At 62.7% G+C, this 24,121-nt stretch carries 27 protein-coding genes and 1 tRNA gene; 7 read left to right on the top strand and 21 right to left on the bottom strand.

What is annotated here, in order from left to right; translation table 11 throughout:
- Positions 1 to 83: 83 nt before the first annotated feature.
- Positions 84 to 1,511 (bottom strand): aldehyde dehydrogenase family protein, encoded by a 1,428-nt coding sequence (locus tag IE166_RS13565; protein ID WP_189504675.1) that lies wholly within the window; start codon positions 1,509 to 1,511, stop codon positions 84 to 86.
- Between the two features lie 218 nt (positions 1,512 to 1,729).
- Here IE166_RS13565 and IE166_RS13570 point away from each other — a divergent pair, with 218 nt between their 5' ends.
- Positions 1,730 to 2,176 carry a pseudoazurin gene (locus tag IE166_RS13570; protein ID WP_189504677.1) on the top strand — a complete coding sequence of 149 codons (447 nt, stop codon included), beginning with the start codon at positions 1,730 to 1,732 and terminating at the stop codon, positions 2,174 to 2,176.
- Positions 2,177 to 2,252: 76 nt separating this feature from the next.
- Here the strand turns inward: IE166_RS13570 and IE166_RS13575 are convergent, their stop codons facing one another.
- The 12 genes from IE166_RS13575 to IE166_RS13630 all read right to left on the bottom strand — a co-directional run bounded on the left by IE166_RS13575 (position 2,253) and on the right by IE166_RS13630 (position 12,069).
- Entirely contained in the window at positions 2,253 to 2,675 is a 423-nt protein-coding gene (locus IE166_RS13575; RefSeq protein WP_189504679.1) for a hypothetical protein, read from the bottom strand.
- Positions 2,668 to 2,871 carry a cbb3-type cytochrome oxidase assembly protein CcoS gene (gene ccoS / locus IE166_RS13580; protein ID WP_189504681.1) on the bottom strand — a complete coding sequence of 68 codons (204 nt, stop codon included), beginning with the start codon at positions 2,869 to 2,871 and terminating at the stop codon, positions 2,668 to 2,670. Before ccoS ends, IE166_RS13575 begins: the two co-directional genes overlap by 8 nt.
- Positions 2,868 to 5,096, bottom strand: coding sequence for a heavy metal translocating P-type ATPase (locus tag IE166_RS13585; RefSeq protein WP_210312968.1), 2,229 nt, complete (start codon positions 5,094 to 5,096; stop codon positions 2,868 to 2,870). The genes ccoS and IE166_RS13585 overlap by 4 nt, the downstream gene beginning before the upstream one ends.
- Positions 5,097 to 5,110: 14 nt before the next feature.
- The gene (locus IE166_RS13590) at positions 5,111 to 5,590 is read right to left on the bottom strand and encodes a FixH family protein (RefSeq protein WP_189504683.1); all 480 of its coding nucleotides are present in this window, start codon (positions 5,588 to 5,590) and stop codon (positions 5,111 to 5,113) included.
- Positions 5,587 to 7,122, bottom strand: coding sequence for a cytochrome c oxidase accessory protein CcoG (gene ccoG, locus IE166_RS13595; RefSeq protein ID WP_189504685.1), 1,536 nt, complete (start codon positions 7,120 to 7,122; stop codon positions 5,587 to 5,589). Before ccoG ends, IE166_RS13590 begins: the two co-directional genes overlap by 4 nt.
- A 111-nt stretch (positions 7,123 to 7,233) precedes the next feature.
- Entirely contained in the window at positions 7,234 to 8,175 is a 942-nt protein-coding gene (gene ccoP / locus IE166_RS13600; protein ID WP_189504687.1) for a cytochrome-c oxidase, cbb3-type subunit III, read from the bottom strand.
- Positions 8,168 to 8,353, bottom strand: coding sequence for a cbb3-type cytochrome c oxidase subunit 3 (locus IE166_RS13605; protein ID WP_189504689.1), 186 nt, complete (start codon positions 8,351 to 8,353; stop codon positions 8,168 to 8,170). Before IE166_RS13605 ends, ccoP begins: the two co-directional genes overlap by 8 nt.
- 4 nt (positions 8,354 to 8,357) lie before the next feature.
- Positions 8,358 to 9,113, bottom strand: a complete 756-nt coding sequence (gene ccoO / locus IE166_RS13610; RefSeq protein WP_189504691.1) for a cytochrome-c oxidase, cbb3-type subunit II — start codon at positions 9,111 to 9,113, stop codon at positions 8,358 to 8,360.
- A gap of 21 nt (positions 9,114 to 9,134) precedes the next feature.
- Positions 9,135 to 10,754: a cytochrome-c oxidase, cbb3-type subunit I gene (gene ccoN / locus IE166_RS13615; RefSeq protein WP_189504693.1), complete on the bottom strand. Its 1,620-nt coding sequence runs from the start codon at positions 10,752 to 10,754 to the stop codon at positions 9,135 to 9,137.
- 97 nt (positions 10,755 to 10,851) lie between these two features.
- Positions 10,852 to 11,616, bottom strand: coding sequence for a Crp/Fnr family transcriptional regulator (locus tag IE166_RS13620; protein WP_189504695.1), 765 nt, complete (start codon positions 11,614 to 11,616; stop codon positions 10,852 to 10,854).
- On the bottom strand, positions 11,613 to 11,831 hold the full coding sequence (locus tag IE166_RS13625; protein ID WP_189504696.1) for a hypothetical protein: 219 nt from the start codon (positions 11,829 to 11,831) through the stop codon (positions 11,613 to 11,615). Before IE166_RS13625 ends, IE166_RS13620 begins: the two co-directional genes overlap by 4 nt.
- 162 nt (positions 11,832 to 11,993) lie before the next feature.
- A tRNA-Ala gene (locus tag IE166_RS13630) sits at positions 11,994 to 12,069 on the bottom strand.
- Positions 12,070 to 12,239: 170 nt separating this feature from the next.
- On the opposite strand from IE166_RS13630, the gene IE166_RS13635 reads away from it, so the two are divergent.
- Positions 12,240 to 12,536, top strand: a complete 297-nt coding sequence (locus IE166_RS13635; RefSeq protein ID WP_189504698.1) for a YggT family protein — start codon at positions 12,240 to 12,242, stop codon at positions 12,534 to 12,536.
- The gene (locus IE166_RS13640) at positions 12,526 to 12,870 is read left to right on the top strand and encodes a DUF167 domain-containing protein (RefSeq protein WP_189504700.1); all 345 of its coding nucleotides are present in this window, start codon (positions 12,526 to 12,528) and stop codon (positions 12,868 to 12,870) included. The genes IE166_RS13635 and IE166_RS13640 overlap by 11 nt, the downstream gene beginning before the upstream one ends.
- Before the next feature lie 33 nt (positions 12,871 to 12,903).
- On the opposite strand, the gene ppa is transcribed toward IE166_RS13640, so the two are convergent.
- The 5 genes from ppa to IE166_RS13665 all read right to left on the bottom strand — a co-directional run bounded on the left by ppa (position 12,904) and on the right by IE166_RS13665 (position 16,331).
- Positions 12,904 to 13,440, bottom strand: a complete 537-nt coding sequence (gene ppa / locus IE166_RS13645) for an inorganic diphosphatase (protein WP_189504702.1) — start codon at positions 13,438 to 13,440, stop codon at positions 12,904 to 12,906.
- A gap of 117 nt (positions 13,441 to 13,557) precedes the next feature.
- A complete protein-coding gene (locus IE166_RS13650) occupies positions 13,558 to 14,064 on the bottom strand; it encodes a GNAT family N-acetyltransferase (protein ID WP_189504704.1) in 507 nt (168 codons plus the stop codon).
- A gap of 132 nt (positions 14,065 to 14,196) precedes the next feature.
- Positions 14,197 to 14,832: a TPM domain-containing protein gene (locus IE166_RS13655; protein ID WP_189504706.1), complete on the bottom strand. Its 636-nt coding sequence runs from the start codon at positions 14,830 to 14,832 to the stop codon at positions 14,197 to 14,199.
- Positions 14,833 to 15,678 carry a TPM domain-containing protein gene (locus tag IE166_RS13660; protein ID WP_189504708.1) on the bottom strand — a complete coding sequence of 282 codons (846 nt, stop codon included), beginning with the start codon at positions 15,676 to 15,678 and terminating at the stop codon, positions 14,833 to 14,835.
- 14 nt (positions 15,679 to 15,692) lie between these two features.
- Positions 15,693 to 16,331 carry a LemA family protein gene (locus IE166_RS13665; RefSeq protein ID WP_189504710.1) on the bottom strand — a complete coding sequence of 213 codons (639 nt, stop codon included), beginning with the start codon at positions 16,329 to 16,331 and terminating at the stop codon, positions 15,693 to 15,695.
- A 137-nt stretch (positions 16,332 to 16,468) separates the two neighbouring features.
- On the opposite strand from IE166_RS13665, the gene IE166_RS13670 reads away from it, so the two are divergent.
- Positions 16,469 to 16,717, top strand: a complete 249-nt coding sequence (locus tag IE166_RS13670) for a hypothetical protein (protein ID WP_189504712.1) — start codon at positions 16,469 to 16,471, stop codon at positions 16,715 to 16,717.
- 10 nt (positions 16,718 to 16,727) lie between these two features.
- Here IE166_RS13670 and IE166_RS13675 read toward each other — a convergent pair whose 3' ends face one another.
- Both IE166_RS13675 and IE166_RS13680 read right to left on the bottom strand, forming a co-directional pair.
- Entirely contained in the window at positions 16,728 to 17,993 is a 1,266-nt protein-coding gene (locus tag IE166_RS13675) for a multidrug effflux MFS transporter (protein ID WP_189504714.1), read from the bottom strand.
- Entirely contained in the window at positions 17,990 to 18,457 is a 468-nt protein-coding gene (locus tag IE166_RS13680) for a MarR family winged helix-turn-helix transcriptional regulator (protein WP_189504716.1), read from the bottom strand. Before IE166_RS13680 ends, IE166_RS13675 begins: the two co-directional genes overlap by 4 nt.
- Positions 18,458 to 18,607: 150 nt before the next feature.
- Between IE166_RS13680 and IE166_RS13685 the strand changes: the two genes are divergently transcribed.
- Both IE166_RS13685 and IE166_RS13690 read left to right on the top strand, forming a co-directional pair.
- Complete coding sequence (locus IE166_RS13685) at positions 18,608 to 20,650, top strand: M3 family metallopeptidase (RefSeq protein WP_189504718.1); 2,043 nt, start codon at positions 18,608 to 18,610, stop codon at positions 20,648 to 20,650.
- A 3-nt stretch (positions 20,651 to 20,653) separates the two neighbouring features.
- On the top strand, positions 20,654 to 21,613 hold the full coding sequence (locus tag IE166_RS13690; protein ID WP_189504720.1) for a small ribosomal subunit Rsm22 family protein: 960 nt from the start codon (positions 20,654 to 20,656) through the stop codon (positions 21,611 to 21,613).
- A gap of 2 nt (positions 21,614 to 21,615) precedes the next feature.
- On the opposite strand, the gene IE166_RS13695 is transcribed toward IE166_RS13690, so the two are convergent.
- Positions 21,616 to 21,879: a hypothetical protein gene (locus tag IE166_RS13695; protein WP_189504722.1), complete on the bottom strand. Its 264-nt coding sequence runs from the start codon at positions 21,877 to 21,879 to the stop codon at positions 21,616 to 21,618.
- A gap of 142 nt (positions 21,880 to 22,021) precedes the next feature.
- Between IE166_RS13695 and typA the strand changes: the two genes are divergently transcribed.
- Positions 22,022 to 23,842: a translational GTPase TypA gene (typA, locus tag IE166_RS13700; protein ID WP_189504724.1), complete on the top strand. Its 1,821-nt coding sequence runs from the start codon at positions 22,022 to 22,024 to the stop codon at positions 23,840 to 23,842.
- Positions 23,843 to 24,121: the final 279 nt, after the last annotated feature.

Raw genomic sequence — 24,121 nt, forward strand, 5'->3', positions numbered from 1 at the left:
CGGTCACGCCAATTCTAGAGGAAGCTGAGTTCAGTGGTCAACTTTCGCGCGCGGCCAAGCAAAGAGGTCGCACCATGTTCGGCTTACGCGCCGTGGCCGGTAATCCCCTTGATCTCCAGGAAGTCGTGGATGCCCCAATCCGCATATTCGCGGCCGTTGCCGGACTGCTTGTAGCCGCCGAACGGTGCGAACGTATCCCAGGCCGGATAGTTGAGCGCAACCGTGCCGGCGCGCAGGCGATGGCTGAGCGCACGCGCCTGGTTGATGTCGCTGGACTGGATGTAAGCGGCGAGGCCGTAGACCGTGCCGTTGGCGATTTCGACGGCTTCGTCGATGTCATGATAGGGCATCAAGGCGATCACCGGGCCGAAGACTTCTTCGCGCGCGATCGTCATGTCGCGGGTGACGTTGCCGAATACGGTGGGGCGCACATAATAGCCGCGGTTCAGGCCTTCCGGTCGGCCGATGCCGCCGGTCACCACGGTTGCGCCTTCCTTGATGCCCTGGGCTATCAGGGTCTGGATGCGCTCGAACTGGGACTCACTGATCACCGGGCCGAGATCGGTGTCGTCAGCTTGTGGGTCGCCGACCCTTAGGGTTTCGGCGGCCTGGCGCGCGATGCCGAGCGCTTCGTCATGCCGGTCGGCCGGCACGAGCATGCGGGTCGGCGCGTTGCAGGATTGGCCGGAGTTTTGGAAGCAGCGCACCACGCCTTCGCTCACCGCCTTGTCCAGATCGGCATCGGACAGGATGATGTTGGGCGACTTGCCGCCAAGTTCCTGCGCGACGCGCTTGACCGTATCGGCCGCAGCCTTGGCAACGAGGATGCCCGCGCGGGTCGAGCCGGTAAAGGAGACCATGTCGACGTCGGGATGTTCGGCCATGACCTGGCCGACAGCGGGGCCGGTGCCGTTGATCATGTTGAACACGCCCTTCGGCGTGCCGGCAGCTTCCATCACTTCGGCGAAGATGATGCCGCTAACCGGCGACAATTCTGAGGGTTTCAGGACCATGGTGCAGCCCGCCGCGATCGCCGGCGCAACTTTCGAGACAATCTGGTTGAGCGGCCAGTTCCAGGGCGTGATCAGCGCGCAAACGCCGACCGGCTCACGCGTCACCAGCGTGGTGCCGCGCTGTTCGGTGAGTTCCATCCGCTCGAGTGCCGTGATCGTGGCTTCCAGATGGGCGCGGCCGACCCAAGCCTGCGAGTCGCGCGCAAAGGCAAGCGGCGCGCCCATTTCGAGCGACACGGCGCGGGCAATGTCCTCGTAGCGGTCGTTGTAGGCTTCGAGGATGCGGCGCAGGAGGTCCAAACGCTCGGTCTTGGATGTGAAGGCGAAAGTGGCGAAGGCCGCGCGGGCTGCTGAGACTGCACGATCGACATCGGGCTTCGCGCCAACCGCGATGGTGGTGAAGGCTTCTTCGGTCGCGGGATTGATGACGTCGAGCCGCTCTAGCCTGTCTGGCGCAACCCAGGCGCCGTCGATGAAGAACATGTCGTGATGGTTCATGAACTGACCTCCTGGAGTGATGGAGGATAAGCGGCGCGGCCGTGCAAGTCATGCACGGGATCGGCGGCGATTGCGGGAAAAGCGACTTTCCACACTAAGGCACCGAGTTGGTCAGGTTGTCGCAGTGCGCTGCGGTTTGCGCGGTTGTTGATCCAGATCAAAGGCCTTGCCGGTCGGCGGACGTAGAAGGAGCCCATCAAACGTCAAGGAGACGAGAAATGAAGCGTTCCACCGTTACCGCTCTTCTGGCTGCTGTTGCCGCCGTTGCTTTCGCCGGCCCCGTGCTTGCAGCCGATCACCAGGTTCAGATGCTGAACAAGGGTGAGAAGGGCGCAATGGTTTTCCAGCCTGATTACATCGAGGCAGCTCCCGGCGACACTGTGACCTTTATCCCGACCGACAAGGGCCATGACGCGGAATCCATCAAAGGCATGATCCCGGAAGGCGCCGAGCCGTTCAAGGGCAAGATCAATCAGGAAGTGAAGGTCACGCTCGATAAGGAAGGCCTCTACGGCGTGAAATGCACGCCGCATTACGGCATGGGCATGGTCGCGCTGATCAAGGTCGGCACCCCCGCCAATGCGGAAGAGGTGAAGGCCGTGAAGCATCCGGGAAAGGCGAAGACCCACTTCGAAGCCCTGCTGACGCAAGCCGGTGCGCAGTAAAACAAACACCAACTCCAAACAAAAGAGGCCGGAGCGATCCGGCCTTTTTTGTTGTCTGCCGATGGATGGGAAGCGCCTACTTGAAGGCGATCACGGCAAAGCAGATCACGAACAGCGCCGAGATCCAGGCAAAGGATACCCAGCGCTCGGCAACTCGGCGGCCTTTTACGAAATCGCCGGCCCGGCGCAGCTGCGAAGCGCGCACGCGCTGCATGATGTGAGCGAGCGTCAGCACGCAGACCAGCAGGAACTTGGCGGTAAACCAGGCGCTAAGCGCACGGTCGCCGGTGCCATAGCGGCTCCACAACAGCGTCAATCCGCTGATCCAGGCGAAAGCGACGCCGAAGCTGGTGATGTCGGCCAGCGTGCGGCGCGTCAGGGCCATGCCGGTTTCCGCTTCGCGCCCTGCACTCGCGCGCAAGGCGACGTAATGCGACAGCAACAGGCCGGACACCATCGCGATGGTGATGAGATGCGCCATCTTCAAAAGTTCAAACACGGCGCGTTTCCTCCTTCGTGCCGGATGGGTTGGTGTCTGGTTGCTGACCGGCCGGTGGTTCGTCGTCGATCAGGATGCGGGCTGCGGCGCCGTCGAGATCGTCATACTGGCCGTTGCGCAGCGACCAGAGAAAGACGACCAGCGCGAGCAGACCGAAGCCGAGTGCGATCGGGATCAGGCCAAGCAGTGCGCTCATGAAGCGATCCCGGTGGCCGGCTTTGCGGCGTTGCGCATGCCGACCTTGCGCAGGGACAGGCCGAGCGTCAGCGCGTTGGCGATCACCAGGATCGACGAGGCCGACATGGAAACGGCGGCGATCAACGGCGTGGCAAAGCCCAGAACGGCGATCGGCACGGCAATGACGTTGTAGCCGATCGCCAGGCTGAAATTGCTGAAGATTTTTCGGCGCGCCTTGCGGGCAGTGACCACGCTTTGCAGCACAGGTGCGAGGTTTTCACCGGTGAAAACGATACCGGCCGCGGCCTGTGCAATGTCGGCGCCTGAAGCCGGCGAGATCGAAACATGGGCTGCAGCAAGCGCCGGCGCATCGTTGAGGCCGTCACCCACCATCAGAACTTTGCGGCCTTCGCGGGCGAGTGCCTGCAAGGCTTCGACCTTGCCGCCGGGCAAGCAGCCGGCGAGACTTTGCGTGATGCCTGCCTGCGAGGCGACACGATCCACAGCGCCCTGCGCGTCGCCGGAGATCAGGCGGACATCAAGGCCAAGCGCCTGCAACTCTGCGATCGTCTGCTTGGCATCCGTGCGCAGCTCGTCGCTGAACAGGAAGGGCTGCGGCGTTTCATCGCCGATTCGCAGCCAGACTTCTGACAGGCCGGACTGGGTATTGCTCGGTGCATCGACCCAGTTGGCGCGGCCGAGGCGGACGGGCACGCCGTTCCAGCTGGCTTCCACGCCGAAGCCGGGACGCTCGGCAAGACCGGTCACCGGGGCGGGGCGGATGCCTTGGGCATCTGCTGCTTCGGCAAGCGCGCGCGATAGGGGATGACGGCTGCCTCCAGCCAGTGCGGTGGCGACCGACCAAGCGTCGCCCGCTTCCGGGCCCTCGGCGAGGAGCGGGGTGCCGCGGGTGAGCGTGCCGGTCTTGTCGAACACGACCGTGTCGATTTCGGACAGCTTTTCCAGCGCCGCGCCATCCTTGAGGATGATGCCGGCGGACAGGAGCCGACCGGCGGCGACGACCTGCACGGCGGGCACGGCGAGGCCGAGCGCGCACGGGCAGGTGATGATGAGAACGGCGACCGCCGCGGTGACGGCCGGATGCACGCCATAGCCCAGCATCAGCCAGCCGATCAGCGTCAGGAAGGCGGCCGAATGGACAGCGGGGGCGTAAAGGCGCGAGGCCCGGTCAGCGAGGCGCACGAAGCGGCCATCGGGCCGTTCGACCTTTTCCATCAGCCGGATGATGCCGGCGAGAACGGTTTCATTGGCGGGTGCGGTGGCGCGCATTTCCAGCGGGCCGGTCAGGTTGTTGGCGCCGGCATGGATCAACGTGCCTTCGCTGACGGCTTCCGGCACGGACTCGCCAGTGAGGAGAGCGCGGTCGAGATCGCTGGCGCCCGATGTGACGACGCCGTCGACCGGTACGCGTTCGCCTGGCAGAACACGCAACACGTCGCCGATGCGAACGGAGCTGATCGGGATGTCGCGGGCGCGGCCATCCTCAAGCACGAGGCTCGCGACGGTTGGCGCAAGCGTCAGCAGGCGGGCCGCGGCGCCACGCGCGACATCACGCATGCGATTGTCGAGCACGCGACCGACAAGGAGGAAGAACAGCAGCGCGACCGAGCCGTCGAACCAGGCGTGCTCGCCGCTGGTGATGGTCTCATAAAGCGACAGCGCGGTTGCGCCGGTGACGCCGATGGCGATCGGCACGTCCATATTGGTGCGACCGTGACGCAGCGCATTCCAGGCTGATCGGAAGAAGGGCCGGCCGGAATAGATCACGGTCGGGATCGCGATCATCGCCGAGAGCCAGTAAAACAGGTCGCGTGTGCTGCCATCGGCGCCCGACCAGACCGACACCGACAACAGCATCACGTTCATGGACGCAAAGCCGGCCACTGCCATGCAGCGGATCAGTTCGCTCGCTTCGCTGTTGTTTTCGGTCGAGACGCCGGGATCGAAGGGGCGTGCGGAGCGGCCGGCCTTGTGCAGCGCTTCGAGCACGGCTTCCGGCGATCCGCCGGCGTCCAGATCCACCGCCAGCCGCTTGGTTGTCAGGTTGGCGCGGGCGTGGGCGACGCCCGGCACGGCATTGGCGGTGCGCTCGACCTTGGCGAGACAGCCGGCGCAATGCATGTCGTCAACCAGCAGGTCGAGGCTGCGCGTGCCGTCCTTGGCCGTGCGGATAAAGGACGGGTCGATCAGGCGGGAAGGGGAAGACAGGGTGGTGGCGCTCACGGTCTATCTGCCTTTCACTCGATGGTGATGGACTTGGTTTGGCGCCACAACAGCTCCTCGCCCTGGCGCGCGACGATTTCCACCAGCCAGCGGCCGCGTTCGAGCGCCTGGTCGGCGCGGTAACCGCCGGGTATCGGCTCCAGCTTCAGCTCGCGATCCGTGGATGCATTGGACGGTCGGCCGGCCAAAACCGAAACATCCAGGCCGTTGATCGGCGAGCCGGTCCGATCGTTCAGCGTCAATAGCGGACGGCCTTCATCCACGGTCAGCTTGCCCTTCCAGCCGCGCTCGTCCTGCGCGGCCGCGTCCTTCAGGAGAACGTTGTAGTTCTGGCTGGCGACATAGGAATTATGCGCGTTAAGGCCGGGAAATGTGCTGACCGCCCAATAGGCCATCGCGATGTTGACCGCGATGATGGTGCCGAAGAACAGGAACACCACGCCCAGCATATGCCAGCCGGTGAAAGGATGTCCTTCGCGAGGGATGATGCTCATCGTTTGGCTCCCGCCTCGAATTGTGCCTTGGATGCAACCGTCTCGCCGCTTTCCGGGTCGGTCAGCACGAAGGTGAAGTCATCCGGCGTCGCACCGCGTGGCCGGCTGACGAAGACGCGCAGGTCGCGCACCGCATCCGGCGGAACGATCACGGAGAGCGAACGGGCCCGCGTTTCGTTTTCGGCCGTCCACATCACCGCATCTTCCAGACCTTCGAGGTGCAGTTCGAGCGGACGCTCTTCCAGCGTCTTGCTGGCGAGCTTGAGCGTGAAGCCGTTGCGCACCGAACCGTCCGACAGCGTGGTGTAGAGCGGCGCACGATCATGCAGCACGGTGACATCCAGATGGCCGCGCGTAAACAGCACGAACAGCATGCCGAGCCCGATCGCGGCCCACAGTGCGAAGTAGAGAATGGTGCGCGGGGTGGCCATGCGGGCGAGCGACACGCGCTTCTGCTCCGCCTTGGCGGCCTCGCGTCCTTGCGCCTTGGTGGTCTGGGTGTGATGCTCGAAGTCGACCAGCGTGGAATAGGAGATCAGGCCCTGCGGCCGGCCGACCTTGTCCATCACCGTGTCGCAGGCGTCGATGCACAGCGCGCAGGTGATGCATTCGAGCTGTTGCCCGTCGCGAATGTCGATGCCCATCGGGCAAGCGGCCACGCAGGCATTGCAATCGACGCAATCGCCGACATCGAGCCCTTGCGCCACAGCCTTCTTGGAATGGCGGGAACGGGGTTCGCCGCGCCAGTCATTATAGGTGACGATCAGCGAATTCTCATCGAGCATCGTGCCCTGGATGCGCGGCCAAGGGCACATATAGGTGCAGACCTGTTCGCGCATGAAACCGGCCAGCCAGAAGGTGGTGGCGGCGAGCGTCAGAATGGTGAAATAGGCGGTGGGAGCTGCTTGAAGCGTGACGATCTCGCGCGCCAAGGTTGGCGCATCGGCAAAATAGAACACCCAGGCGCCGCCGGTTGCCACCGAAATCAGGATCCACGAGGCCCAGACGGTGAGGCGCTTGCGCCATTTAGACAAGGTCCAAGGCGCGGCATCGAGCTTCATGCGGGCATTGCGGTCGCCTTCCACCCAGCGTTCCACCTGGATGAATAAATCGGTCCATACCGTTTGCGGGCAGGCATAGCCGCACCATGCGCGGCCGGCGACGGAAGTGACGAGGAACAGGCCGAGACCCGCCATGATCAGCAGGCCGGCGACGTAATAGAATTCCTGCGGCCAGATCTCGATCGTGAAGAAGTAGAAGCGGCGATGGGCGAGATCGAGCAAAACCGCCTGATCCGGCGCGTTCGGGCCACGATCCCAGCGGATCCAGGGCGTCAGCCAGTAGATGCCGAGCAGAACCGCAACAAGAATCCACTTCAAGCGCCGGTAGAAACCCTGGACGCGGGATGGGAAGATCTTGCGCCGTGCTTCGTAATCGGCGCGGAACTCGTGATTGTTGACGGGGGTCGCGTTCTCCACGGGCACTGCGGTGCCGCGCGGGTCGCTGTGAATGGTGTCGAGCAAGGTAGCCATGGTGGCGTTCTACGCCTCGACAGAGAAGCCAACCTTGATCTGGATCAAGGTGACACCAGGGATGAGCATGCCGGAAAGTGACGAAACGTCGCTTCCCGGCATGACGGTTCTTCACTGCGTCGCGGCGTCTTCTTCCGTTGAAGCCTCGCCGCCGCCGAGCTCGTGAACATACACGGTCAGCTGCTTGATGGTTGCTGGATCGAGGCGCTGGCCCCAGGCCGGCATCGCACCATGGCGCGGCGAATTGATCTGGCGCTCGATGTCGGTCAGAGCCGAACTGTAAAGCCAGACGGCGTCGTTGAGCTTGGGCGCACCCATTTCGCGGCTGCCTTCGCCGCCCTCGCCGTGGCAGGACGCACAGTTCTGCACGTAGAGCTCGGCGCCTTCCGCGTCTTCCTCGCCGGACTTGCTGAGTGCTAGAACATGGCGGGCGACGGCCTGGATCTGCGGACGCTCGAGGATGCCATCGCGACCGAAGGCGGGCATTTCCGAGTAACGCGTTTCCTCGTCACCGGCAAAGCGCACGCCATGCGTGATGGTGGTCTGGATGTCGGCCAGCGTGCCGCCCCAAATCCAGTCGTCGTCCTGCAGGTTGGCAAAACCGGGACTGCCCGAAGCATCCGCGCCATGGCATTGCACGCAGTTCACCTTGAAAGCCGAGAAGCCGCCGCGAAACGCGGTTTCGCGCAACTCGTCATTCTTGACGATCTCCTCCACCGGCAGATCGCGGATCTGGGCGTAGAGCGCTGCACGTTCGGTTTCGGCCGCCGACAGATCCTGCGCCACTTCCGAGCGCGAGTGCCAGCCGAGCAGGCCGGTGGTTCCGTCGCGTAGAAGCGGGATCGACGGATACAGGATCATGTAGGCCAGCGCGAAAACATGCGTGGCGTAGAACACCCACAGCCACCAGCGCGGCATCGGCGTGTTCAGTTCCTTGATGCCGTCCCATTCGTGGCCGGTTGTCGGGGTGCCCGTCGGCTGGTCGACCTCGCCCCGGTAGGGCTCGGATCCGGGGACGCGGGGGAAACCCTTGTCTGCACCGATGTCAGTCATCTTTGCGGCCCTCACGGTCGTACTTGAAGGGAATGTCGGCCTGATTTTGATAGTTGCGGCGCGATCCCGGGCGGAAAATCCAGAGCAGGATAGCTGCGAAAACCAGGGTCAGCGCAGCCAGCGCCCAGCTGTCGGCAAAATGCCGAAGCGCTTCATAGAGGTTGGGTGTGTCGCCCATCGCGTTACCTCAGATTTTCGTGGCTCAGGGGCTCGTACTGGGTGAAGTCCACCATCGTGCCGAGCGACTGAAGATAGGCCACGAGCGCATCCATCTCGGTCAACCGCTGCGGATTGCCGTCGAAGTCACGCGCCTGCATCTTGGGGTAGCGTTCGGCCAGCGCCGTGGTGTCGGCATCGGAAGAACCCTGGGCGATCAGGTCGGCCTTGGCCTCCGCAATCATCTCATCCGTATAAGGAACGCCGACGATGCGGTTGGTACGCAGATGGTCGGCGATGTCGTCCGTACGCAGATCGGTATCGGCGAGATGGCTGTAGCGCGGCATGATCGATTCGCGCACCACCGAGCGCGGATCGTTCAGGTGGCGCACGTGCCATTCATCCGAATAGCGGTTGCCGACGCGGGCGAGGTCGGGGCCCGTGCGCTTCGAGCCCCATTGGAACGGATGGTCGTACATCGATTCCGCGGCAAGGCTGTAATGGCCGTAACGCTCGACCTCGTCGCGCATAGGACGGATCTGCTGCGAATGGCAGGTGTAGCAGCCTTCGCGGACATAAACGTTGCGGCCCGCCAGTTCGAGCGGCGAATAAGGCCGCACGCCCTGAACCTTCTCGATCGTGTTGTCGACGTAGAACAGGGGCACGATCTCGATGATGCCACCGATGGTGACGATCAGGAACGAGAAGATCAGGAGGATCGAGACGTTGCGCTCCACCTTGTGGTGGTGGCGGAACAGGAATTTGGAAATCGGATCTAGCATGATTTTATCCTGAACGGCCGGCTATTCGGCGGCCTGAAGGCCGCCGGGCTGCACGGTTCCCACCGTGATCGCCTGAGGCTGTTCGCCCTGGATGGTCCGGTAGACATTGTAGGCCATCAGCAAGCCGCCGGTGAGGTAGAGCAAACCGCCGAGTGCGCGGATGACGTAGAAGGGGAACATGGCCGCAACCGATTCCACGAAGGAATAAACCAGGTAGCCTTCGGCATTGTATTCGCGCCACATCAGGCCCTGCGTGATGCCGGCGACCCACATGGATGCGGCGTAGAGCACGATGCCGATGGTGGCGAGCCAGAAGTGCCAGTTCACCAGACGCAGCGAATAAAGGCCGTTGGTCTTCCAAAGGCGTGGCGTGAGGTAATAGATCGCGCCGAAGGTGATCATGCCGTTCCAGCCAAGCGCGCCGGAATGAACGTGACCGATGGTCCAGTCGGTGTAGTGCGACAGCGAGTTGACCGCCTTGATCGACATCATCGGACCTTCAAAGGTCGCCATGCCGTAGAAGGCCACCGCGATCACCAGCATGCGCAGAACGGGATCGGTGCGCAGCTTGTCCCAGGCGCCCGAAAGCGTCATCAGGCCGTTGATCATGCCGCCCCAGGACGGCATCCACAGCATCACCGAGAACACCATGCCCAGCGTCTGCGCCCAGTCGGGCAGCGCGGTATAGTGGAGGTGGTGGGGGCCGGCCCAGATATACATGAAGATCAGCGACCAGAAGTGCACGATCGACAGGCGATAGGAATAAACCGGGCGTTCGACCTGCTTCGGGATGAAGTAGTACATCATCCCTAAGAAGCCCGCGGTGAGGAAGAAGCCGACCGCGTTATGGCCGTACCACCACTGCACCAGCGCATCCTGCACGCCGGAGAAGATCGGGTAGGACTTGGAACCGAGGAACGACACCGGCACGGCCAGGTTGTTGACCACATGCAGCATCGCGATGGTCACGATGAAGCCGAGGAAGAACCAGTTCGCCACATAGATATGCGGCTCCTTGCGCTTCACGATCGTGCCGAGGAAGACGATCAGGTAGCAAACCCAGACGATGGTCAGCCAGATGTCGATATACCATTCCGGCTCGGCATATTCCTTGGACTGGGTGACGCCCATCAGGTAGCCGGTAGCAGCCAGCACGATGAAGAGCTGGTAGCCCCAGAACACGAACCAGGACAGGCCGCCGCCGAACAAACGGGCAGCCGTGGTGCGCTGGACGATATAGAACGAGGTCGCGATCAGCGCATTACCGCCGAAAGCGAAGATCACCGCTGATGTATGCAGCGGGCGCAGACGGCTGAAGTTCAGCACCGGCTCGAAGTTCAGATCGGGGAAAGCCAGCTGGGCCGCGATGACGACGCCGACCAGAAATCCGACGACGCCCCAGAACACCGTGGCGATCACGCCATAACGGATCGGTCCGTCCATATAGATGCCATCATCCAGGCCTACAGGCTTGGGCCGGCCGGTCGGATCGGAGCTGGTGATGGTCCAGATGGCGAGACCAAGGCCGATCACGGCGAAGAGTCCCATATGGACGGCGAACTGTGTGTCATGGGCAAGGCCGGAGGCAATGGCTGCCACGACGGCCGCCAGGAACAGCAATCCTGGCTTGATCAATTCCATGTGAGGCTCTCCGATAAGTATTCAGGCTGGCTTAGCAACCTGCTTGAGACATTGCTTTGATCTGGATCAAGACTTGGTTGCCTCGCTGCATCCGGGGTCAGCACCCGGCTGCGACACGAAGACGCGTCCTGTCCTTGACAGACACGCGGCGTGCATCCGTGAATTCGATCAGGCCGTCCTTGCGAAGTGCCGCGAATTGCCGGCTGACGGTTTCAAAGGTCAACCCAAGGAAATCGCCGATCTCGGCGCGCGTCAGCGGCAGGTCCACCACGCCGGGCTCGCTGATTGCCAAACCGCAATCGCAGCGCTTGCCAAGTTCAGCGGAACGGAAGCGGCCAGCCATGTCGAGTAGGAAGGTCGCGATGCGCTCGCGCGCTGTCTTGCGGCCGAGCGTCAAGAGCAGGGCTTCCGCTTCGCTGAGGTCCTCAAGTGCCCGCAAATGCAACCGGTGTTCCAGCACGCGGTTTTGCAGCACGATCGATTCCAGGGCCGGACGCGGCACGCAGTAGATTTCGGCTTCCGTGACCGCGCGCACCGACACCTCGCCGGGCGGCGCGAAAGGCGAGCCAAGCAGGTCGGGTGCTGCTTTCAGCGACACGATCTGCTGGCGCCCATCGGTCAGGAGCCGCGAGATCTTCACCACGCCGCGCAACAAGGCCACGCAGCTTTCGTGGAGGTTGAGCGCCGACATCAGTTCCGTTCCGGGACTGACATGCCGGCGGGTGGACACTGCCGCGATCTGGCGGGATTCTTCCGCCGTCAGCAAACCGCCAACACCGCATCGCCATTCGACGCAGGTTGGGCAGAGTGGCGACGAGGATCCCCCAGCGCCTGCGGTACTGTCCGGGTCAGGCTGTTTCACCGTCCGTTCTTTCCATATCTCGAGCGCAGCTTCGGCGCGATGGCCTTGGCGATCGGCCAGGCCAGAACAAGGCTGAGCACAACCACGATCGGCAGAAGGTAAGGCCATTGTTCCTGCAACGAGGGAATGGACAGGATCGTGATCGCACCCGTTCCAAAAACCACCGCGTTGGCGAGGCCGTAGATGATCAAGGCGATGCGCGTTTCAGTCGTCATGGAAGCCCCCAAGCCTTCAAGTGTCTGGGAAACCTAGCCGCGCCAGTCGGGCTACGCCTTGATCTGGATCAAGAGGCCCGTGATTGCGCCGGCCATGCGGCACCCCGGCAACATGCGGGGGAAGTAAGCGCTGCGCTTATCGCGATCTCGGGAGAAGATGGTTGGTGGAGCTGAGGGGGATCGAACCCCTGACCTCGTCATTGCGAACGACGCGCTCTCCCAGCTGAGCTACAGCCCCGTTCCACCGGCCGACTGCATCTAGGACCCGGCTCGATGAGCTGTCAAGCAAGCCACAAACCCGCCGAAAGTGGCTGATCACGATGATGCGGGTCGGGCGCTCGTGGGGTTGCGAAGGCTTGTTCCTGTTAAGCGCAATCGCTACATCTGCGGCGCCTAAAGGAGACCGGCATGACAGCCCTGGTGCTTACGCTACTTTTTGTTTTGAGGATCGTCTGGTGGATCGTGATCCTGTCCGCCGTGTTTTCCTGGCTCTACGCATTCAACGTCATCAATTCGCGCAATGCCGTCGTGAACTCGATCGGCTCGATGCTGTATCGGCTGACCGAGCCGGTCTACCGGCCGATCCGTCGTGTGATGCCGGATCTCGGCGGCGTCGACATTTCGCCGATCATCGTACTGATCATCCTGTATTTCCTGGAAGTCTTCCTGGTCTACACCGTGCTGCCGGCGGTTAGTGGATACTGATTGGCTGCAAGGCGGGCGGAACGGCGTGCTGGTTCACGCCCAGGTTTCGCCCGGCGGCTCGCGCAACATGATCGAAGCGCCGATTGCGCGTGACGACAACCACATGCGGCTGCGCATCAAGGTGCGCGCCGTGGCAGCCGATAATGCCGCGAACGAGGCCGTTTGCGGTTTGATGGCGAAATGGGTGGGGTTGCCGAAAAGCAGCGTGTCGATCGCGCGGGGCCATACCAGCCGGCAAAAGGTGATTGCGATCGAAGGGGAGGCCGGTGCCCTGAGCGACCGGCTTGTCAGCCTGGCGGCGGCACTCGCCGCCAAGCCGTTCGTGATGCGGTAGAAGAGGGCCGGCGCAAGCCAGCCCTGTCAGCTTTCAGCTTTCGACCGACTTGGCGCGTTCGATCGCCTGAACGATCATCTGGCGGGCGCGTGCGGCATCATGCCAGCCACCGATCTTGACCCACTTGCCGGGTTCCAGATCCTTGTAATGCGTAAAGAAGTGCTCGATCTGCTGACGGGTGATCTCCGGCAGGTCGGTGTAATCGTGCACGTTTTCGTAGCGGCGGGTGAGCTTGGGCGACGGCACTGCGATGACCTTCTCGTCTTCGCCGGCATTGTCTTCCATGATCAGCACGCCGATGGGGCGCACATTGATCACGCAGCCCGGCACGAGGCCGCGCGTGTTGCAAACGAGCACGTCGATCGGATCGCCGTCGCCCGACAGCGTATGCGGCACGAAGCCGTAATTTCCGGGATAGCTCATCGGGGTGTAAAGGAAGCGGTCAACGAACAGGACGCCGGCGTCCTTGTCCATCTCGTACTTGATGGGCTGGCCGCCGATCGGCACTTCGATGATGACGTTGACGTCTTCCGGCGGGTTGTTGCCCACGGGGATGGCATCGATACGCAAGGGGTCGTTCTCCGATTGATCGCAAAGCGCTTAACGCGCAGCCGGTTAACAGGCAATAAGCAGGAATAACAAAGGGCAAGGCCGGTCGTCTAAGCCCGCTTTCATCGTTTAGGGTCGTTAATCCCAGATGAAGGCCAGTTTGCGCAGCGCTTTCTGGTCGAACACTTCGACGCCTTCGGCAATGTCGCGCCCGCCGATGCCGCGGTAAAAAGAGAGCGCGCCGTCGTTTTCTTCCAGCGCCCAGACCACCATGCCATGGAGGCCGTGATCGGCGAGTTTCTGACGCGCGGCGGTGAACAAGCGGCTGCCGAGCCCGATGCCCTGGCATTCCGGGCGAAGGTAAAGCTCGTAGATCTCGCCCTGCTGCGGCAGATCGCGCGCGCGGTTGCGGCCGATCGTGGCATAACCGGCAATATCGCCGCCGATCTCGATCACCAGAACGGAAGCGGCGCGGCGGATCGCATTGGCCCACCAGTTGCCGCCGCGACGGCCAATCATGGAGGTCAGCGCCTTATGCGGGATGATCCCCGCATAAGCGCCCTGCCACGCGGCGCGATGCACCTCCGCGATGGCATTGGCATCGCGTGGTTCTGCGCGGCGGATGTCGATCGTCACCGTCTTCATGATTGCTTAACCATAGACGCGACGATGCACATCGCCAAGCAGGCTTCGTGCTGGCTCAATCGAATGTTGCGGCAAAACTGCGCGGCTGTGGCGCGCAGGACTCAGATGCAGGTTTCGATGCTGGAACGGCCGTCAGATCTCGGCGAGGTGGTCGTCGAGTTCGTTGCGGTCGTCGGTCCCGACGGGGAAGTGAGCGGCCAGCAACTGGCCTGCCGCGCCCACCGCCTGCACATAGCCATCAGCGAGTTGCCCGGCCTTTGCCGCCTTGACGAGATTGGCGATAATGGCGTTCCAGGCTTCCTGGGGCACTTTCTCGGCGATACCTTCGTCGGCCAGTACGGTGGCATAATGCTCGGCGAGCGACACGAAGATCAGAATGCCGGTGCGACCTTGCGTGCGATGCACGTTGCGCGACAGGAACTGGCGCAAGGCATTGTCATGCGCCGTACGGTAAAGCGTGCGGCGCGGCACAAGCTGCAGCCTGAGCGAAGGAAAGAACCAGAGCAGGCCGAGTACGGTAAGTACCGCCGCCCCCTCCAGCGCTGCAAACAGCGGCAGGCGCAAGGAGACCCAGAGATGGTCGAGGATAAAAGCGGCCGCGATATCGGCAACCACCATCGCGCATAGAACGGAGAAGCCGGCGGCATAAAAATAATCGCCGCTTTGGCGCGCCAGCACGCAATAGATTTCGCCGGATGTTTGGGCTTCGGCTTCGCGGATCGCCGCAGCGACTCGCTCGTGATCATGAGCATTGATATGCGGGATCATCTACCAGCTCCCCGACGCGCCGCCGCCGCCCGACGAGCCGCCACCGCCGGAAAAACCACCGCCCCCCGATGATCCGCCGGACCAGCCGCCGCCACCGCCAAAGCCACCACCGAACCCGCCTCCGAAACCACCGCCGCCGCTGCGATCGGAGCCGGAAGAACCGAAGGTCATGCCGAGCCACTTGTAGCGGCCGGGACCGATCTTGCGGCCGAACTGCCGCGCCAGGAAGGGCAGAACAAACGAGAAAAAGATGATCGTGCCCCAGATTAGGAGGAGCGGGTCGATGCCCATGCCGGCATCACCGCTCGTATCCGGCGCGTTGCGTTTGTAGCGCGCTTCGAGCTCAGCGGCGTTGCCGCTCAGCACACCGACGATGTCGTTTGTTGCGGCCTGGATCCCGAGGCCGAAATCGCCGGCGCGGAAAGCAGGAACGAGGACGTTTTCGATGATCAGCTTGGAGTGCAGATCGGTCAGCGTGCCTTCCAGCCCATAGCCGACCTCGATGCGCATCTTGCGATCATTGGGCGCCACCAGAAGCAGCACGCCGTTGTTTTCACCCGCCTGACCCAGGTTCCAGGCGCGGAACAGGCGATTGGCATAGGGTTCGATAGCTTCGCCGTCGAGGCTGGCGATCGTGGCGACCACGATCTGATCGGTGGAGCGGGCTTCGAAGTTGGCCAGCGTCTGCGTGATCTCAGCTTCGATCGCCGGATCGATAACGCCCGCCTGATCCACCACGCGCCCAGTCAGCGCCGGAAGCTCTGCTCCTTGCGCAACCACACTCGCCGTTGCCGCGAGCATAAACGCGGCGAACAGTCGAATGACGAAGGTGCGCAAGGCGATCATGGCTGGCTGAAGCGTCAGTTGGCCGGCTTGGCGCCCGTTCCGAAGTTGACGCTCGGCGGCGTCTGGTTTTCTTCCGTGGTCGTGAAGGCCTGGAACGGCTTGGCGTCCGTGTACCAGATCTTCGCCCAGATGATGTTCGGGAAGGTCCGCAGCGTGGTGTTATAAACGCGTGCGGCTTCGATGTAGTCGCGACGCGCGACGGCGATACGGTTTTCCGTGCCTTCGAGCTGCGCCTGCAAGGCAAGGAAGTTCTGGTTCGACTTCAGGTCGGGATAGTTCTCGACCACGGCCAACAAACGCGACAGCGCGCCGCTGAGATTGGCCTGGCTATCCTGGAACGCCTTGATCGCAGCCGGATCTTGCAGCATCTCGGGCGAGACCTGGACCTGTGTTGCGCGGGCGCGGGCGTTGATCACGCCTTCCAGCACTTCGCGCTCCTGCTGGGCATAGCCCTTCACGGTTTCCACGAGGTTGGGGATGAGGTCGGCGCGGCGCTGATACTGGTTCTGCACTTCGCTCCAGGCAGCCTTGGCCTGTTCTTCCTCGGTGGGAATCGTGTTTATTCCGCAACCCGCCAGCAGCGGCATAAGGAGAAGGAGCAGCAGCGCCGGCACCGAGAAAGTCGGGCGCGGCAGGGGCAGAGCGCGGATCATCAAAAGCCTCGCGAAACGGTTTCAGCGCTTCATACATGCTCCGTCGAGGCTGGGAGACAAGAGGTGCGCCACAAGCTTGGTTCCTGCGCGCGCATCGCTATGCTGGCGATGGGGGCAGCGCAAAGGGTGGAATGGCGATGTCGAGGGACGACGAACAAACACGCGAAGCGCGGCGCATCCTCGAGCGGATTAGCGCCGAAAGCGACGGGGCGGCCATGAAGGTCGTCAGCCGCACGGCAGCGCGCGGGCGCGATCATTTCGGTGCGGCGGATGCGGATGAGAGTGACTGGGTGGAAGTGTGGGGCACGCGGATCGGACGTGCGATCAGCCTCATCCTGTTGCTTGGGGCAATCCTTTACCTCGTCCTGTATCTCTTCCGCGGCTGAACCTAGCGGTTCACGACTGCGGACTGTCGGGCGTCACGGCATTCGTCTTGACGCTGGCTAATGCTGGTTCGGGCAAACGGCGCCACAGGAACCAGCAGATGATGCTGATGACACCCATCACCGGCACTACGATGGCGAGACCCAAGACCGGATCGGGGAAGGCGGCGATCAACAAGCCGCCGACCATGCCGGAGCCCATCTGGAAGAAGCCGGCCAGCGCGGATGCTGCACCCGCAATATGCGGGAAGGGTGCGAGCGAGGCCGTGGTCATGGCCGGCATGATGAAGGCCAGGCCGAAGGCGGCAAAGGCGATCGGACCCATCACCTTTAGAAAGGTCGGTTCGGTAAAGGTGAGGAGATAAAACAAGGTGGTGATGCCGATTGCCGTAAAGCACAGGCCGACCGGAACAAGGGCTACGGCATGCATGCGGCGCATCAACCGGCGCACGACGATGTTGCCGATGAAGTAGAAGCCGGACTGCATCAGCATGCCGACCCCGAACTGGCTCGGCGTCAGGCCGACGCGGGTCATCAGGATGAAGGGGAGGGCCGTCGCCTGCGCATAGATCGCGCCGGTGGTGCCGCCGACCACAATGGCCGAATACAGGAAGTAGCGGCTTTTCAGCAACGTCGCATAGGAGCGGACCAGCGCTTTCGGCTGCACGCGAGAGAGATCACGCACCACGGTCTCGCGCAGCGAGGTGTAAACGGTGATTGCAATGCCTGCGCCGGCAGCAAACATCAGGATGAAGATCGCGTGCCAGCCGAAGACTTCCATGGTCAACCCGCCGAGCGTCGGTGCGGCAGCGGGCGCCACGCCGAGGATCAAGCCGATCAGGTTCATGATGCGGGCGGACTGGTCGCGTGTGAACAGATCGCGCACCACCGCGCGCGAGATCGCTATGCCGACCGCCGCACCGACCCCTTGCACGAAGCGCGAGATGATCAGCACTTCGATGCTGGGCGCGAACAGAGCAGCCGCGCTTGCCACGCAATAGATGCCCATGAAGGCGATGGTAACGGGACGGCGGCCCCAGCCATCCGACAGCGGGCCGCAGATCAGCTGAGCGAAAGCGAAGCCCGCGAAGTAGAGCGTCAGCGTGAGCTTCACCATCTGTTCGGTGGTGCCGAACGCCTGCACGATTTCGGGCATGGCCGGCGTAAACAGCGCCATGGAGGTCGGGCCGATCGCGACCAGGATCGCGCCGATCAGCGCCACCCGGCGCTCGCTCATGAGCGGTTGCGCAGTCGTGGCGAAATGCGGCTGGACGTTCATGCGGCGTTTGCCTGCCCATCCGCTCGCATGGTCAAAAGCCTATCCCTCACCGCCTTGAGCATGATCGTAAATTGCTGCCAGTCCGCATCGGGAAATTCACCGGCGAGGTCTGTGCGGATACCGGCTGACACTTGCTGGACCTTGTCGAGCAGCGCATCGGCTGCTTCGGTGACGGAAATCAGCTTGGCGCGGCGGTCAGCGGGATCAGGCGTACGCTTGACCAGCCCGCGGGTTTCCAGGCGATCGAGCAGGCCGGACAACGTCATGGCTTCGATGCCCATGCGCTCAGCCAGCACATTCTGGCGTACGGTTCCAGCGCGCGCCGCATGGGCGAGGACACGACCCTCGCCGTGGGTCATGTCGCATCTGGCGTCTTTGAAACGCTGGTCAGCCTCGTTGCGCAAAAGACGAGAGAGATCAGTGACGAGGAACCCGAACGAGTCGGGATCGAGTGTGCGTGCCATAATGAATTTTCGTAAGCTGAAGGATAATAAGGCTAACTTATTATTTGCGGCTTGCCTCGTCAAGCGGTTGCAGCCTTGGGTCAGCCCGCTTACATCGAAGCTCACGGCGCCTTTATGGCACCGCGCGGTTCCCAAGCACAGGTTCACCTCATGACCATCGATCTCGGCACCCACCCGCTCACCCGCTGGACCGGCCCCTTCGACCTGCCGGCTTTCGGCAGCATTCAGGATCAGGGTTTCGAACCGGTCTTCGACGCGGCGCTCGTTGCCCATGAAGCCGAAATCGAGGCGATCGCTGGCAACAGCGAGACGCCGACGATCGAGAATACGTTGCAGGCCTTGGAGCTGAGTGGCGATGCGCTGGATCGGGCCTCGGCTGTGTTCTGGATGCTGGCTGGAGCGCATACAAACGAGCGGATTCAGTCCGTGGAGCGGGCGATTTCTCCCCGGATGGCGCGTCATTTCTCCGCTATTTCGATGAACCCGCGCCTTTTCTCCCGCATTGACGACCTGTTTAACCGGCGTGACGAGCTCGATCTCGACCCTGAAACGCGTCGCGTGCTGGAAAAAACGTGGCGCCGTTATGTCCGTTCCGGCGCCAAGCTGGGGGACGAGGACAAGGCTGCCTTAGCCAAGATCAACGAGGAACTGGCCAGCCTCGGCGCGAGCTTTGGCCAGAACGTGCTGGCCGATGAATCGAGCTGGGTGATGTTTCTGGATGTCGGCGATCTCGACGGTCTGCCGGACTTCCTGAAGGCCGCGATGGCTGAGGCCGCAGCGTCGCGCGGTGAAGCCGGACGCTACGCCGTCACGCTTTCCCGCTCGATCTATGAGCCCTTCACCACCTTCTCCGAGCGCCGTGACCTCAGAGAAAAGGCGTTCCGCGCCTTCACCATGCGGGGCCAGAATGGTGGCGCGACGGATAATAGCGAAGTGGTTCGCCGGACGCTGGAATTGCGCGCGGAAAAGGCGCGGTTGCTGAGCTACGAAAGCTATGCAGCGCTGAAGCTCGAAGAAACGATGGCGAAGACGCCGGCGGCCGTGCTGGCCCTGCTCGAGCCGGTGTGGCAGAAGGCGCTGGAAAAGGCGGCGGTTGACCAGGAAGGCCTGGAAGCAATTGCTTCCGGTGAAGGTCACAATCATCCGATCGCCGCCTGGGACTGGCGCCATTACGCCGAGAAGCTGCGGGCGCAGCGCTTTGCCTTCGATGAAGCGGAGCTGAAGCCGTATCTTCAGCTCGAAAACGTTATCGCCGCTTGTTTCGACGTAGCGACCAAACTGTTCGGCATCGGTTTTCGCGAGGAAAAGGGCGTCACGGCCTGGCATCCGGATGTGCGCACCTTTGCCGTTCTGAACGCGGATGGCACGCAGCGTGGCACGTTCTTGGCGGACTATTTCAACCGTCCGACCAAGCGGTCCGGCGCCTGGATGAGCGCGTTGCAGAGCGGCTACAAGCTTGGCGGTGGCTCCAAGCCGATCATCTACAATGTCATGAACTTCGCGCGTCCGCCGCAAGGCGAGGCGGCACTTCTTTCACTGGATGAAGCGCGCACGTTGTTCCATGAATTCGGCCATGCGCTGCATGGGCTGCTGACCGACGTGACCTGGCCGTTGGTGGCAGGCACTGCGGTCAGCCGCGACTTCGTGGAACTGCCTTCGCAGCTATACGAGCATTGGCTGACGGTTCCACAGGTGCTGGAAAAGCATGCGCGCCATAAGGAAACGGGCGAGCCGATGCCGCAGGCCCTGATTGAGAAGATGGAAGCGGCGAAGACCTTCAATGCCGGTTTCGCGACGGTAGAGTTCACCTCGTCCGCGCTGATCGACATGGCTTATCACCAGTTGTCCAAGGCGCCGGACGATCCGCTGGCTTTCGAGGCCGACACGCTGGAGGCGCTGGACATGCCGGAAGCGATCGCCATGCGCCACCGCACGCCGCACTTCCAGCATGTGTTTGCTGGCGACGGCTATTCGGCCGGCTACTACTCCTACATGTGGTCGGAAGTGCTGGACGCCGACGCTTTTGCGGCCTTCGAGGAAGCGGGCGATCCGTTCGATCCGGAAACGGCGGCGAAACTGCGCCAGTTCATCTATTCGGCCGGTGGCACGCAGGAGCCGGAAACGCTCTACACCGCGTTTCGCGGACGCATGCCGTCCGCCGATGCGATGATGGCCAAGCGCGGCATCGCCTGATCCATGGAGCTCCCGGCTCGCCTGCGCCAGGCGGTTGATGCTGCCCTGGCGGGCGTTCCGCTGGCCGATCTGCAACGCGCTTCCGAACGGCTGACGCAGCGCTATCGCGGCGAGGTGCTGGACGGGCAGCTGCATCTTGGCGACGAGGTGGCCGCGCTTGCTTATGTGACGGCGCGTCTGCCCGCGACCTATGCGGCAGTGCGGGCAGCATTGGAGCATACGGCGGAACTGGCGCCGGACTTCCATCCTTCGAGCTTGATGGATATCGGCTCAGGGCCGGGCACCGCGATGTGGGCCTCAGTTGATTGCTGGCCGAGCCTCCATGAGGCGCTTCTGCTGGATGCCAGCCCGTCGATCCGGGCGCTCGGCTCACGCTTCAGCGAAGCGAGCAGCGTGTCGGCGCAGTGGCGTGCTTTCGATATTGTGCGTGACGCCTTGCCGGAAGCAAACGCCGATCTCGTCACGCTGGCTTATGTGCTCGATGAACTTACCCCTGCCATTCAACTCGCGCTGATCGATCAGGCCTGGGCACGCATCACGGGGATGCTGGTGGTCGTGGAGCCGGGCACGCCGGCCGGGTGGAAGCGCATTCTGGCGGTTCGGGATCGGTTGATCGAAGCGGGCGCTGCGATCATCGCCCCTTGTCCGCATCATGCACCGTGTCCGCTGGTCGAACCGGACTGGTGCCATTTCTCGCGTCGGGTCGCGCGCTCAACCATGCACCGCATGACGAAGCGCGGTGCCGTACCGTGGGAAGACGAGAAGTACATCTATCTCGCAGCAAGCCGATCAGCGGCGGATTACCGCCAAGCCCGCATCCTGCTTCCGCCGCGCGAAAGCTCGGGAAAGGTCGGATTGAAACTCTGTTGTGCGGATGGCGCCGCGCGAGAGCGCCTGATCACACGGCGCGAAGGCGAGACATACAAGCGCGCGCGCCGTGCCGAATGGGGTGACGCGATCTAGGCTCAGTTCTCTATCGAGGCGGTGGCCTGTGCAGACACGCCTTCGCGCTGCAGGCAGGATGCCGGGATGTTCGGCCAGGTCGCCGTTTCGCAAGAGGTGTCTCTGGCCGTCGACGTTGTCACGCGCACGATGCGGATCGGCTCGCTCCCCGCACTTGATGCGCTGGAAGGCGAAAGCGTCGGGGAGGCTGCGCCGGCATAGGCGATGGAGGCGGCTGGAACAGCCGCGGCGGCGAGGATAGAGGCGCTGAGAAGAAGGTGTTTCATGGCCGGATGAACGAGCCATGCGCTGCCAAGTTCCCGCGCCCCCTTTCGCATCTGCGAAAAATCCTGTAAGAGCGCGGCAAATCCGAGCGCTTATCCGTTTTTCGGGCGCTTTACGCGCGCGCCAACTCCCGAGAGCCCCTGTATGAACCTTCGTAATATCGCGATCATCGCGCACGTCGACCATGGCAAAACCACGCTTGTCGATGAACTCCTGAAGCAGTCCGGCTCTTTCCGCGAGAACCAGCGTGTCGCCGAGCGCATGATGGACTCCAACGACATCGAAAAAGAGCGCGGCATCACGATCCTTGCCAAGGCGACCTCGGTCGTCTGGAAGGACACGCGCATCAACATCGTCGATACGCCGGGCCACGCCGATTTCGGCGGTGAAGTCGAGCGTATCCTGTCGATGGTGGACGGTGCGATCGTACTCGTCGATGCCGCCGAAGGCCCGATGCCGCAGACCAAGTTCGTGGTCGGCAAGGCGCTCAAGGTCGGCTTGAAGCCGATCGTCGCGATCAACAAGATCGACCGTCCCGACGGCCGCCACGAGGAAGTTGTGAACGAGGTGTTCGACCTGTTCGCCAATCTCGATGCCACCGACGAGCAGCTCGATTTCCCGATCCTTTACGGCTCGGGCCGTAATGGCTGGATGGCGCTGAGCCCGGAAGGCCCGAAGGACCAGGGGCTAGCGCCCTTGTTCGACCTCGTGCTGAGCCATGTGCCGGAGCCTAAGGTTGCCGAGGGTCCGTTCCGCATGATCGGCACGATCCTGGAAGCTGACCCGTTCCTTGGCCGCATCATCACCGGCCGCATTCATTCCGGTTCGATCAAGCCGAACCAGGCCGTCAAGGTTCTGGCGCAGGACGGTACCGTTCTGGAAAACGGCCGTATTTCGAAGATCCTCGCCTTCCGCGGTATCGAACGCCAGCCGATCGAGGAAGCGCAGGCAGGTGACATCATCGCCATTGCCGGTCTTCAGAAGGGCACCGTTGCTGACACGTTCTGCGATCCGTCGGTGAGCCAGCCGCTGGAAGCTCAGCCGATCGATCCGCCGACTGTGACCATGTCCTTTATCGTCAACGACAGCCCGTATGCCGGCACCGAAGGCGACAAGGTAACGAGCCGCGTGATCCGCGATCGCCTGTTCAAGGAGGCCGAAGGCAACGTTGCGCTCAAGATCGAAGAGTCGACTGAGAAGGACTCCTTCTTCGTGTCCGGCCGCGGAGAGTTGCAGCTGGCCGTTCTGATCGAGAACATGCGCCGCGAAGGCTTTGAACTTGGTGTTTCGCGTCCGCGCGTCGTCATGAAGGATGGCGAGAACGGCGAGAAGCTGGAGCCGATCGAGGAAGTCGTTATCGACGTCGATGAGGAATATTCCGGCACGGTCGTGCAGAAGATGAGCGAGCGCAAGGCCGAAATGGTCGAGCTGCGCCCGTCCGGCGGCAATCGCGTGCGCCTCGTGTTTTACGCCCCGACCCGTGGCCTGATCGGTTACCAGTCGGAGCTTTTGACGGATACGCGCGGCACGGCGATCATGAACCGTCTGTTCCACGATTATCAGCCGTTCAAGGGTGAGATCGCAGGCCGCAACAACGGCGTGCTGATCTCCAACGACCAGGGCGAAGCTGTCGCCTACGCGCTGTTCAACCTGGAAGATCGCGGCCCGATGATCATCGATGCCGGCGTGAAGGTTTATCAGGGCATGCTGATCGGCATCCACAGCAGAGACAACGATCTCGAAGTGAACGTGCTGAAGGGCAAGAAGCTCACCAACATCCGCGCCGCCGGCAAGGATGAAGCCGTGAAACTCACGACCCCGATCAAGATGACGCTGGAGCGCGCTTTGTCCTGGATTCAAGACGACGAATTGGTGGAAGTGACGCCGAAGTCGATCCGCCTGCGCAAGCTCTACCTCGACCCGAACGAGCGCAAGCGCTTCGAAAAGTCGTCGAAGACGGCCTGATCTTTAAAGCGACCTGAACCGGCTGACCCTAGGTTAGCCGGTTTTCTCTTGCGCTCTCGGCCGATCGGTCCCACATTCCCGTTGTGTTCAACAAATTGGAAGGAGGTGATCGAATGTCGAGTGATTTCGTTTCTCGTTGCGTGGTCTCGACGGATCGTCTCTGCGGGGAGCAGCCTTCCCGCTAGGATGTGACGCGCGGACGAGCGCTTGGTAGCGCCCGGGGAAAAAGACCGCGCCACGGACGAAACACGAAGGCCGCTTCACTCAGGTGAAGCGGCT

The sequence above is a fragment of the Tianweitania populi genome (assembly GCF_014652875.1).
Taxonomy (GTDB): Bacteria; Pseudomonadota; Alphaproteobacteria; order Rhizobiales; family Rhizobiaceae; genus Tianweitania; species Tianweitania populi.